The following is a 12,315-nucleotide window of genomic DNA, read 5'->3' as shown; positions in this document are numbered from 1 at the left end:
GCGTTTGTTCCCGGACGACCATGTGATGTCTATCTGTTGCAAAGATAGCAAAACTTGAGTGATGTTGAAATGTTTCACTCCGGAAAAAGACAGATAATCCCCGTTATGAAACAAATAGAAATGTATAGGTTACGAATGAGAAAGAGCAAACAGAAAGTTTTGCGTATTTTTGCAGCAACATAATTGCTTTAAACATGAAGAAACTCTACCTCCTCTTGGCTCTCTTTCTGTCGCTGGCCACAGCCGACGCCCAACAGTGGGTGGGCACGTTTGCTACGGCACCGGAGTTTACCGGCAAGGGCGATATGCCCCAAACCACCACGCTGGCCAACACCACCTTGCGGCAAGTCGTGAAGGTGTCGCTCGGTGGCAGTCGGTTGCAGGTGCAACTGTCCAACGAATTCAGCCGGGAGGCGGTGGAAATCAAGTCGGTCTACATCGCCGATGCACGGGACTCGAGCGACATCGATGCCCGCACAGCCACCTATTTGTCGTTTGGTGGCCGCCGCTCGGTGACCATTGAGCCCGGCGAGGCCGTCTATAGCGATGCCCTCAACTATGCCCTCAAACCCCTGCAGCGGTTGGCCGTGACCATCTGCTACGGCAGCCGGGTGCCTGTGAATGCCACCTCCCACCGCGGTTCGCGCACGCATTCCTATATAGCCCGGGGCACGGTGAAGCCCGGGGCGCGATTCCACGCGATAGAGAAACCGGTGCACTGGTATAACATTTCCAAAATCAACGTGTGGTCTGCGGGCAGGGCCGTGGCCGTGCTCGGCAACTCCATCACCGACGGACGGGGCAGCACCACCGACCTGCAAAACCGCTGGCCCGACCGCATGGCCGAGGCCTTGGGCGGACAGGTGGGAGTGCTCAATCTCGGCATTGGCGGCAACTGCGTGGTGGAAGGCGGACTGAGCGAGCCTGCTCTGATGCGGTTCGACCGTGACATCCTCGGCCAGAAGGGTGTGGACCGGCTCATCATCTTCGAGGGAACCAACGACATAGGCACCTGCAACGCCGACTATGAGCAGAAGGCCCGGCGGCTCATCGAGGCCTACGGGGTACTGATAGCCAAGGCGCAGGTTGCCGGCATGAAGGTGTATATGGGCACCATCACGCCCACTAGGGGCCACGGCTGGTATTCTTTCTTCCGTGAAGCGATGCGGCAGACCGTGAACGAGTGGATAAGGACCAACAAAGAGATAGCCGGTGTGATCGATTTCGACAAACTCACCCGCGATGCCGCCGACTCGCAAAGGCTCAAGGCCGACTATTCCGACGACTGGTTGCACCTCAATCCACGTGGCTATGAGGCGATGGGCCGCTATGCGGCGACCGTCATCGACCGTCCATAACTATCGACGCACATGCAAAATAGACAGAAAATAACGTTTGGCGAGAAGGTGGGCTATTCGCTCGGCGACGTGGCGGCCAACTTGGTGTTTCAGATGATGATGATCTATCAGCTGAAGTTCTACACCGATGTCTTCGGCCTGAGCGGTGCCGTCGCCGGCGGTGTGCTGCTCGTGGCCCCGATGGCCAGTGCCTTTGCCGACCCGCTTGTGGGCCTCATCACCGACCGCACTTCCACCCGCTGGGGCAAATACCGCCCTTGGCTGCTTTGGACGGCTGTGCCTTTCTGCACTTTCTATGTACTGGCCTTCAACAATCCCGGCATCGAAGACAAGGGGTTGCTGGCCGTCTACGCCACCGTCTCCTACGTGTTGCTGCTCGCCATGTATTCGTTCAACAATACGCCCTACGCCTCTTTGGGCGGTGTGATGACCTCCGACATCAGGGAACGCACGAGCATCAACAGCATCCGCTTTATAGCCAGCACCGTGGCGCAGTTTGTCGTGCAGGGCTTCACGCTTCCCCTTGTGGCCCGGTTGGGCGGCAGCAATGCGTCCATGGGGTGGTCACGCACCATTCTGTTCTTTGCCTTGCTGGCTTTTGTGCTGCTTGTTGTCTGCTTCCTTTCCACCCGCGAGCGCATCGCCCCACCTCCCCGGCAGCAGAAGAGCGTCAGGAGAGATATCCGTGAAACCTTTGGCAGCGTGTCGTGGCGGGCGATGTTTTTCCTCTGTTTCTCGCTTTACATCGCCCTGGCCGTATGCGGTTCGGCGATGAACTTTTACTTTCAGAGTTATCTCGACCGCCATTCGCTCTTTGAGTTTCTGCGCTCGCTCCACCTCGCCTCCCACGAAGGGCAGGCCTACTCTGTGGGCTTCTCCCTCTTCAACATCGTCAACGCCGTGGTGCAGTTCTTCGGTGTGATGTTCCTTTCGGGCCGTCTGGCCGACAGATATGGCAAGAAGACCGTCTACATTGCCTGCCTTTCCCTCACCGTTCTTTTGCAGGGACTGTTTTTTCTGCCCGGTGCCACCGACGTGAAGTCCGTCTATCTGCTCTGCTTCCTGAAGAGTCTGGCCTATGCCCCCACCATCCCGCTGATGTGGGCCATGGTGGCCGATGTGGCCGACCACATTGAGTATCTCAACCATCGGCGCGCCACGGGCTTTTGTTTCTCGGGCGTGATGTTCGCCTTGAAGCTGGGGCTCGGGTTTGGCGGAGCTTTGGCCGGACTGCTGCTTTCGTTCTTCGGCTATGTTCCCGGGGGTGTGGCGGTGCAGGGAGAGACCGCCGTGCAGGGCATCAGACTCGTGGCGAGTATTGTTCCGGCCGCCCTCTTCTGCATCGGGCTTGCCGCCCTTGCATTCTATCCCATCACCATGCGGTATAATGAAAACATGCAGGCCGAATTGGCTTCGCGCCGCTTGCGTGCCGGGGAAGGGGCGAACGGCAATATCTTGTGATAAAACTTAAAACCAAATAGTATGGAGATGAATGAAGTGATTCAGGAATCCAAAGGATTCTACAAGTTGAATTGGTTGCAGCGTATAGGCTTCGGTTCGGGCGACTTGGCCCAGAACCTCATCTATCAGACGATAGGTATGTATCTGCTGCTGTTCTATACCAATGTCTATGGCATCGACCCCGCCGCCGTGGCCGTGATGTTCCTCATCGTCCGGCTGGTCGATGTGTTGTGGGATCCGCTCGTGGGAACATACGTCGACAAGCACAGTCCGCGGCTCGGCAAATACCGCGCCTATCTCGTGTTGGGCGGCATTCCCCTTTCGGGCTTTGCCATCCTCTGTTTCTGGAACGGCTTTTCGGGTTCGCTGCTCTATGCCTACGTCACCTATGTGGGTATGTCGATGTGCTACACACTGGTCAATGTACCCTACGGAGCACTCAATGCCAGTCTGACGCGCGACACCAACGAGATCACCATTCTCACCTCCGTGCGCATGTTCATGGCCAACCTCGGCGGACTGGCCGTGAGCCTCGGCATCCCCATTCTGGTGGCTGCCATGTCGCCCGACGGCAAGATGAACACTGTTGAAGACGCCGGAGCGTGGTTTGTCACCATGACTCTCTACGCCTTGGTGGGCATGGTCCTGCTCGTGTTTTGCTTCACCCAATGCAAGGAGCGTGTGGTGATGGACCGCGAGGAGACAGCCAATGTCAAGGTGAGCGACCTGTGGGTGGAATTTGTGCGCAACCGTCCGTTGCGCGTGTTGGCCTTCTTCTTCATCACGGCTTTTGCCATGATGGCCATCGGTAACTCTGCCGGCAGCTATTACATGATATACAATGTGAACGGCACTCCCTCGCAGATGTCCGTCTTCATGGGGCTCGGCTCCGTGCCGGCTTTCATCTTCATGCCCATGATACCCGCCATCAAGCGCGCCATCGGCAAGAAGCAGATGTTCTATGCTTTCCTCGGCATTGCCATCTTCGGCATGGCTTTGCTTTATGTCATATCCGTGGTGCCGGCGTTGCGCCATCTGGTGTGGCTCGTCTATGTGGCCCAGTTTGTCAAGTCCACGGGTGTCATTGTGGCCACGGGCTACATGTGGGCACTCGTGCCCGAGGTCATCTCCTACGGCGAGTACACCACCGGCCGCCGCATTTCAGGCATCGTGAACGCCCTCACCGGCATCTTCTACAAGGCCGGTATGGCCCTCGGCGGTGTGGTGCCCGGCCTCATCTTGAGTGTCGTGGGCTTCGACCAGACCAATGCCACCACCCAGTCGGCCTTGGCGCAGCAGGGCATCTTGTGGTTGGTGTGTGTCATTCCGGCACTGCTGTTGCTCCTCGCCATCTTCATCATCTCCAAGTATGAACTTACCGACGATGTGATAGACCGTATCAACACAGAGATAGAAAACCGCTCCAAAGAATCATAACCTATAATCTCACAAATGAAAATGAACAAACTGTTAGCAACACTTACTGCCGCGCTGCTCGTCTCTCCGGCCGTGGCACAGAAGCCTTCACTGCCCACTCTAAAGGAAGTGGTTGGCAAACACTTCCTCATCGGCGCCGCCGTGAACACTGATGTGGTGTGGGGACGCGATGCGAAAGGGGCCGAAGTGGTGAAGGACAATTTCAACTCCATTGTGGCTGAGAACTGCATGAAGGGTGAGAGTATTCATCCCGAGGAGCACACCTACTTCTGGGATGATGCCGACCGGACGGTGAAGTTTGGCGAAGACAACGGCCTGACCGTCATTGGCCATTGCCTTGTGTGGCATTCCCAGCCACCCCGTTGGATGTTTACCGACAAGGAGGGCAAGCCCGTGGGCCGCGAGGTGCTCATCGACCGCATGTACCATCACATCACCGATGTTGTCTCCCGCTACAAAGGCCGCATCAAGGGATGGGATGTGATCAACGAAGCCTTTGAGGATGATGGAAGCTACCGCAAGACACCTTATTATAATATAATAGGGCCGGAATACTTCGAACTGGCTTTCCGGTTTGCCCATGCAGCCGATCCCGATGCCGAACTCTACTACAACGACTACTCCATGTCGAAGCCTGCGAAGCGTGATGCTGTGTGCCGGTTGGTGCGCCACCTCAAAAGCAAGGGATGCCGCATAGACGCTGTGGGGATGCAGAGCCACAATGGCGTGGATTATCCCAATCTTGCCGACTATGAGGCCACGATGGACTCGCTGGTGGCTTGTGGCGTGAAGATTCAGATGACGGAACTCGATCTCAATATGTTACCCAACCCGAAGCAGTTTGGTGGAGCTGAAATCAGTCAGAATTTCACCTACGACAAGCAGCTCAACCCCTACGTGAAAGGACTCGACAAGCAGGCCCAAAAGATTTTCAACGAGCGTTATCTGGCTTTTTTCCGGCTCTACAAGAAGCACACCGCCAATATTGAGCGTGTCACATTGTGGGGCGTGGACGACGGCTCTTCGTGGCTTAACGACTGGCCGGTTAAAGGGCGCACCAACTATCCGTTGCTCTTCGACCGCGAATATCGGCCCAAACCGGTGGTGAAGGAGATTATCAAGATGTACCGGGAGTAGGGAGAGTATTATTAGAGGAATATATATGGAGTTAAAGGGAGTTAAGGAAAAGGAGTTAAGACAATAGCCGGATTGTTTGAAAGCTCCTTGCGTAGTTAAAGCATAATGATATGAGTGGCAATAAAAGCTGTTGTCTTAACTCCCTTTAACTCCTCCTAATCAATCAATAACCAACTGCAAACTTATGAAACCAAGGTATCTTTTTCCTAAGGATTATATGGCCGATCCGTCGGCTAATGTCTTCAACGACCGTGTGTATATCTATCCCTCTCACGACTGGGACAGTGGAGAATGCTTCGACGATGATGGCGGGCATTTTCAAATGAAGGACTATCATGTGCTCTCGCTCGATGACGTGATGGACGGCGAGGTGACCGACCATGGGGTGATCCTTGATGTGGCCGACGTACCCTGGGCCGAGAAACAGATGTGGGACAACGATGTGGTGGAGAAAGACGGCAAGTATTATCTCGTGTTTTCCGCCAAAGACTATAATGGCGTGTTTCGTTTAGGGGTGGCCGTAGCCGACCGTCCCGAAGGGCCTTTCAAGCCGCAGGGCGACCCTATACGCGGTTCTTACAGCATCGACCCCTGTGTGTTCAAAGACGATGACGGACAGATATATTGCTACTTCGGTGGCATCTGGGGCGGGCAACTGCAATGGTATAAGGACAACAAGGCTCTGAAGTGCGAGCATCTGCCTGAGGGTAAGGAAGACCCGCTGCCCTCGCGTGTGGCCCGCATGACCGACGACGTGATGCAGTTTGCCGAGATGCCGCGGCCCGTGCTCATTGTTGACGGCAACGGGAAGCCCCTGCCGGCCGACGACCCCCACCGTTTCTTCGAGGCCAGCTGGATGCACAAGTACAAGGGCAAATACTATTTCAGTTACTCCACCGGCGACACCCACTATTTGTGCTATGCCGTGGGCGACAATCCCTACGGGCCTTTCACCTACGGAGGTGTGATACTTGAGCCCGTTGTCGGGTGGACCACCCACCACAGCATCGTTGAATACAAAGGCCGGTGGTATCTCTTCCACCATGATTGCGTGCCCAGCAACGACACCACTTGGTTGCGTTCCGTCAAGGTGATGCCGCTCTCATACGACGAGGAAGGGCGCATTCTGACAATGAAGAGCGAGTGAACGTGTGCATTACCGGACTGTGGGCAAATTGTTGCCGCAGTTCGGTAATGCTTTCTTTTAGAGCCTGATGTTGCCGGCGGAAGCGTTTTTCCTTATGCAAAGCGATAAGAAGTAAGAAAAAATCACTATCTTTGTGAGCGTTATGTATAAGGTGTTTTTGTTGCTGGCGGCATTGGCTTTGTCGGCGGTTTCGTGCCGTCGGGCGGCTTCGGGTGCTCTCGGAGGGGAGCGGTCGGTGTTGGCAGTCTGTGCAGACAGTGCCGAACTGTACATTGACAGGCAGGATTTCAGTGCAGCTATGATGCAACTGAAACATGCCGAGAAGTTTGCCGGCGACACCGGCGACACGCTGGCGCTTTATCGGGTCTACCATCACATCGGGTGGATTAACGAGACGCTGGGAGCCGACGAACGCGCCTTGCAATATTTCGACAAGGCCATGACCGCTGCCCGCGCCATGGCACGGAAAGATCTGATGGTGGATGTGCTCATCAATCAGGCCAACGTGCTCTACAATATGAACCGTCCGGACAGTGCCTGGCACATCACCCTCGAAGCCAAGAGGCTCTATCCACATGCCGACCGCAGCCAGCAGTCGCAAATAATGAAGAACATCGCCTATCGCGAAATGCTTGCCGGCGAACTGGTTACAGCGGAAGAACATGCCTACAAGGCTGCCCTGCTGGCCGAAGACTCTTCGGCTGCCGGCAATGCCGTGTCGCTGTTGTGCTACATTTACTTGAAACAAAACAAGGATGAGCGTGCCCAGATGCTTATGAGCATTCTCCCTAAGGGCGATGCCACGCTGCAATACAACCGGCTGCTCGTCAAGAGCGACTATCTGGAGAAGCATGGTGACTATCGTGGGTCACTGGATGCCTACAAGCAACTCAAGGAGATGAGCGACTCGTTGAAGTCGTCGGGCCGCAATCTTGACATTCTCCGGGTGCAGAGTAGGATGGATCAGGAGATACAGCAACGTGAGAAGCTCGAACAGCGGCTGTGGTTTTCGTTGGCCATCATTGTCCTTCTGCTGGTGATATTCGGACTCACGGTGTGGTATTACCGTCGCACACAGGCCCTCTACAAACGTTTCCGCGACCGCATAAGTGAAGTGCGGCAAGACTTGGCACTGATGCTTGGGCGGCGTGATGCCACGATAGAGGAACTCAAACGGTCGGTAGACGAAAAGGTGGGGCGGCTCGATGCGCTCAAGGAGAAGTTGCCCGCCCGCTTGGCCGGCGACCAAAACTATGACTCCATCGCCCAAACCAAACTTGGCATCGACACGCTCCATGCCATTCTCTGCCACAGCAATATCAGTCAGATGGGCCGTCGCGAGCAGAAGGCCGTGGCGGGTGTGATGTGGAATATTGACCGCCGGCTCGCCGCCATCATTGACAATCCCGACAATGCCCTGACCCCGAAAGAGACGTTCTTCTGTATCATGGAGCGCAACGGGATGTCTGATGCCGAGAAAGCCCGGTCGTTTTGCTGTTCCGAACAGGCCGTGCGTTCCACCAAAAGCCGGTTGGGCAAGAAACTCGACTTGGCACAGATTGTCCATCTTTCCCCATCCCCCTGACTCCCCATTCCTCACTTCCAACTTCCCACCCCTCACTTTTCAACTCTTAACTAATAACAAAACCCAATAAGACAATGAAGCACAAGAAACTCGGCTTGGCCCTCGCGGCAGGCCTCTTATCCACAACAATGATGGCACAACAGATTCCACAACTCACAGCAAACAACATCGATGAAGTGCTGGCAGCCATGACCATCGAGGAGAAAGCACAACTTCTCGTAGGCGGTGGTAATCCCGGCTTCGTGGGCTCCGGCGCTATGCTGGGCCACCAGAAGAAGATCGTGGCCGGTGCTGCCGGCACGACAGTAGCCATACCCCGGTTGGGCATCCCCGCAACGGTGGTGGCCGACGGTCCGGCAGGCGTGCATATCGATGCCCACCGTGACGGCACCGACCAGACATTCTTTGCCACCGGTTTTCCCGTGGGCACCTGTCTGGCTTCCACATGGAACACGGCACTCGTCGAACAAGTGGGCCGGGCCATTGGCAACGAGACGTTGGAGTATGGCGTTGACGTGATTCTCGGCCCCGGAATGAATCTCCACCGCAATCCGCTTTGTGGTCGCAACTTCGAGTATTACAGTGAAGATCCGGTGGTGACGGGCCTCATCGGCACGGCCATGGTGCAGGGCATACAGAGTCAGGGCGTGGGTGTGAGTGCCAAACATTATGCCGTCAACTCGCAGGAGAGCGACCGTACACGGGTCGATGAGCGCGTGAGCCAACGCGCCTTGCGCGAACTCTATCTCAAAGGCTTTGAGATGATGACGCGCCGGAGTCAGCCGTGGACACTTATGTCGGCCTACAACAAGATTAACGGCACTTACGCACAGGGTAGTAAGGATCTGCTCACCACCGTTCTGCGCGATGAGTGGGGCTTCAAGGGCATCGTGATGACCGACTGGATAGGTAAGCGCAAAGACCTGCCCGTGGCACAGGAAGTGACTGCGGGCAACGACTTGATGATGCCGGGATATCCCGCACAGGCGCAGGAAATCATCGACGACGTGAAAGCCGGGCGCGTTGACATCAAGGATGTGGACCGCAATGTGCGCAATATGCTCGAATACATCGTCCGCACACCACGCTTCAAGGGTTACAAGTTCTCCAACAAGCCCGATCTCAAGGCCCATGCAGAAATCACGCGTCAGAGTTCCACCGAGGGTATGGTGCTCCTGAAGAATACCGGAGGCACGCTACCCATACGCCATCTCAAGACCGTGGCCCTCTTCGGAGTGAACAGCTACGACTTCCTTTCGGGTGGTCTGGGCTCGGGATGTGTCAACGTGCCCTACGTGGTGGATATGGTGACAGGGCTCAAGAATGTCGGAGTGAGCACCACACCGCAGCTCACCGAGATTTACCAGAACTACGTGAAGTATGCCAAAGCCAAACTCAAGGCCGACAAGAATCCCATGATGTGGTTTCTCGATCAGGGACAGCCCAAGCTTGATGAGATAGAAATATCCGAGCGTTGCGCCGCCACCGAAGCCAAACTGGCCGATGCGGCCATCATCACCATAGGTCGGCAGGCCGGCGAGGGTATGGACAGGCAGATAGAAGGCGAGTTCAACCTCACGGACAACGAGAAGAAGATGATCTTCCGCGTGAGCGACATCTTCCGCGCAGCCGGCAAACCCGTCATCGTGATTATCAACTCGGGCAGCGTGATGGAGACCGCTTCGTGGCGCGACCGTGCCGATGCCATCCTTGTGGCTTGGCAACCGGGAGAGGAGGGAGGCAACTCCGTGGCCGATGTGCTCACGGGCAAGGCCAATCCTTCGGGACATCTCACAATGACTTGGCCCATTGCCGCCACCGACCATCCTTCGACTAAAAACTTTGCTCCGCAATACGACATGTACACCTATCGCACGATGGAGGATTGGGGAGCGGGCAACATTCCCGGTGTAGACTTCTGCAACCATGAGGAAGACATCTATGTGGGCTACCGCTATTTCGACACTTTCCGCCGTCAGGTGGCCTATCCTTTCGGCTACGGTTTGAGCTACACAACCTTTGCGTTTGCCAATCCTTCGGTGAGGGTTAAGGGCAACAACGTTGAAGTGAGCATCACGGTGAAAAACACGGGCAGCGTGGCCGGCAAGGAGGTGGCACAGGTCTACGTGCAGGCTCCGAAAGGGGCCTACGAGAAACCGGCCAAGGAACTGAAGGCCTTTGCCAAGACCCGTGAGTTGAAACCGGGCGAGAGCGAAACCTTGAAGATGGTCATTGAGAAGCGCGACCTCGCCAGTTTTGACGAGGCCGGAAGCCAATGGAAGGCCGATGCCGGCACTTATGTCTTCAAGTTCGGTGCCAGCGTGGAGGACATTCGTGCCACCTCGTCGCTCAAACTCGACGGCTACACGGAGAAAGTGAACAACGTTTTGGCTTCCCAACAGCCGCTCAATCTGTTGAAGCAGTAACCACCATATAATTAAAGGGGACTTATGGACAAGCAAAAAGAATGCTGCCCATAAGTCCCCTTTCTTTTGTCGGTCCTTCCCCTTGGTCATTCCAAGAGCGATATTTGTCCTATCAGACAATTCCGTGGGCAAATTCTTGTTTTTTATCCCCCATATTTTTGTTTTCTCGGAGATAACGCCTATCTTTGCATTATATAAACCGCCATTTATATAAATCACCGTTTATATTATGAAGTTCTACGATAGAGAAAAAGAATTGGAACTGCTGCGCAACAGCGAAGCACAGGCCGAAAAGGCCGCTTCATTCACAGTGCTTATGGGCAGGCGCCGTATAGGCAAGACCTCGCTTATACTCAAAGCGCTTGAAGGGAAACCTTTTGCCTATCTGTTTGTGTCGCGTGACAATGAGGCCATGCTGTGCGACAAGATGCAAAGAGAACTCCAAAACTCTTTGGGCATCAATGTCTTCGGGCGGATTTCGCGGTTTCGCGAACTGTTTGAGGTGATCATGCAGGCTTCACAGACCCGGCACTTCACGGTAGTATTTGATGAGATACAGAATCTTTACCGCATCAATGCGGCTCTTTTCAGCGAAATGCAGGAGATATGGGACCGTTATCACCGCTCGTCACATATCAATCTTATTGCTTGTGGGTCGATTCACACGCTGATGAAGCGCATTTTTGAAAACCGTGCCGAACCGCTTTATGGTCGCGCCACTTCCAAATTCACCCTTCGCCCGTTTGATACCAGCGTGCTCAAAGAGATATTGGGCGATCACGCTCCGGCTTATCAGCCCGACGACCTGTTGACCCTTTACATGATAACCGGTGGGGTGGCCAAGTATGTGGAGCTGCTCATGGATGCCGGATGTTTCAGCCGGCAGGAAATGCTGGATTATGTGTGCCGGCAAGATTCCTATTTCCTGACCGAGGGGCGTGACCTTGTGAGCAATGAATTTTCCAATGATTACAATACTTACTTCTCTATCCTCCAGCTTCTTGCATCGGGTATGACGCGCATTTCGGAGATAGACGGTGTGCTTGGGAAGTCGTCCGGTGTTTATCTGGCCAACTTGGAGAACAATTACGAGATGATTTCAAAGGTGCGCCCACTCTTTTCCAAGGTGGGGTCGAAGGTCAGCAAATACGCTATCAGAGACAATTTCCTGAATTTTTGGTTCCGCTTCGTCTATCCCTATCAGAATGCGATAGAACGCAATCAATTACATTTGGTGCGTGAAGGGATGGAAGAAGGCTATAGCCAATTTTCGGGTCGGGTGCTTGAAACCTACTTTCAAAGCAAGGCCATGGAGAGCGGAAAATACACGGAAGTGGGCAACTGGTGGGATCGGAGCGGCGAAAACGAGGTAGACCTTGTGGCAGTGAATGAGCAAAACCATACGGGATTCATCGCCGAGGTGAAGCGCAATCCGCGAAAAATAAGCCTTCCCGCCTTGGCAAAAAAGGTGGAAGCATTGCCCCAGGCCACTTTTGGGAAATATCAATTCACGTTGGGCGGTTTGTCGCTCGACGATATGTAGACCGACGGACAACCTTGTGTCCTTTTGCGCCGTCAGCCCCCGAGAGCAACTGTTCCCGGGGGCTTGATGGCGTATTGGAGAGTGACTGGGGAGCCCATTGGACGAATGTGCGGCAATCTTCCGGCTCTTATCTCATGATTCAGCCGATATGAATGGGGGAATATATTCGGGCCACTTGCCGACAAGATTGATATGTCAGTTCAGGATAAGAAAAGGATGAT

8 protein-coding genes are annotated in these 12,315 nt (G+C 54.8%); all 8 read left to right on the top strand.

All coding sequences use genetic code 11. The annotated features are described in order from the left end of the window. Positions 1 to 194: 194 nt before the first annotated feature. The 8 genes from HMPREF6485_RS02045 to HMPREF6485_RS02010 all read left to right on the top strand — a co-directional run bounded on the left by HMPREF6485_RS02045 (position 195) and on the right by HMPREF6485_RS02010 (position 12,094). On the top strand, positions 195 to 1,358 hold the full coding sequence (locus tag HMPREF6485_RS02045) for an SGNH/GDSL hydrolase family protein (protein WP_004344312.1): 1,164 nt from the start codon (positions 195 to 197) through the stop codon (positions 1,356 to 1,358). Positions 1,359 to 1,370: 12 nt separating this feature from the next. Continuing rightward, entirely contained in the window at positions 1,371 to 2,819 is a 1,449-nt protein-coding gene (locus HMPREF6485_RS02040) for an MFS transporter (RefSeq protein ID WP_004344311.1), read from the top strand. Between the two features lie 21 nt (positions 2,820 to 2,840). After that, positions 2,841 to 4,256 (top strand): MFS transporter, encoded by a 1,416-nt coding sequence (locus HMPREF6485_RS02035; protein ID WP_004344310.1) that lies wholly within the window; start codon positions 2,841 to 2,843, stop codon positions 4,254 to 4,256. A gap of 15 nt (positions 4,257 to 4,271) precedes the next feature. After that, entirely contained in the window at positions 4,272 to 5,393 is a 1,122-nt protein-coding gene (locus HMPREF6485_RS02030; protein ID WP_004344309.1) for an endo-1,4-beta-xylanase, read from the top strand. A 184-nt stretch (positions 5,394 to 5,577) separates the two neighbouring features. Beyond that, a complete protein-coding gene (locus HMPREF6485_RS02025; RefSeq protein ID WP_004344308.1) occupies positions 5,578 to 6,540 on the top strand; it encodes a glycoside hydrolase family 43 protein in 963 nt (320 codons plus the stop codon). Between the two features lie 142 nt (positions 6,541 to 6,682). Continuing rightward, a complete protein-coding gene (locus HMPREF6485_RS02020) occupies positions 6,683 to 8,125 on the top strand; it encodes an emp24/gp25L/p24 family protein (protein ID WP_004344307.1) in 1,443 nt (480 codons plus the stop codon). A 74-nt stretch (positions 8,126 to 8,199) separates the two neighbouring features. Next, complete coding sequence (locus HMPREF6485_RS02015) at positions 8,200 to 10,551, top strand: glycoside hydrolase family 3 C-terminal domain-containing protein (protein ID WP_004344306.1); 2,352 nt, start codon at positions 8,200 to 8,202, stop codon at positions 10,549 to 10,551. A gap of 229 nt (positions 10,552 to 10,780) precedes the next feature. Next, a complete protein-coding gene (locus HMPREF6485_RS02010) occupies positions 10,781 to 12,094 on the top strand; it encodes an ATP-binding protein (RefSeq protein ID WP_004344305.1) in 1,314 nt (437 codons plus the stop codon). Positions 12,095 to 12,315 lie beyond the last annotated feature (221 nt).

The sequence above is a fragment of the Segatella buccae ATCC 33574 genome (genome assembly GCF_000184945.1).
GTDB classification, from domain to species: Bacteria; Bacteroidota; Bacteroidia; order Bacteroidales; family Bacteroidaceae; genus Prevotella; species Prevotella buccae.
This window is presented reverse-complemented; position numbering and strand designations above follow the sequence as displayed.

Coding starts and splice junctions, on each gene's coding strand:
- HMPREF6485_RS02045 (WP_004344312.1), top strand. CDS start 195: ATGAAGAAACTCTACCTCCTCTTGGCTCTCTTTCTGTCGCTGGCCACA.
- HMPREF6485_RS02040 (WP_004344311.1), top strand. CDS start 1,371: ATGCAAAATAGACAGAAAATAACGTTTGGCGAGAAGGTGGGCTATTCG.
- HMPREF6485_RS02035 (WP_004344310.1), top strand. CDS start 2,841: ATGGAGATGAATGAAGTGATTCAGGAATCCAAAGGATTCTACAAGTTG.
- HMPREF6485_RS02030 (WP_004344309.1), top strand. CDS start 4,272: ATGAAAATGAACAAACTGTTAGCAACACTTACTGCCGCGCTGCTCGTC.
- HMPREF6485_RS02025 (WP_004344308.1), top strand. CDS start 5,578: ATGAAACCAAGGTATCTTTTTCCTAAGGATTATATGGCCGATCCGTCG.
- HMPREF6485_RS02020 (WP_004344307.1), top strand. CDS start 6,683: ATGTATAAGGTGTTTTTGTTGCTGGCGGCATTGGCTTTGTCGGCGGTT.
- HMPREF6485_RS02015 (WP_004344306.1), top strand. CDS start 8,200: ATGAAGCACAAGAAACTCGGCTTGGCCCTCGCGGCAGGCCTCTTATCC.
- HMPREF6485_RS02010 (WP_004344305.1), top strand. CDS start 10,781: ATGAAGTTCTACGATAGAGAAAAAGAATTGGAACTGCTGCGCAACAGC.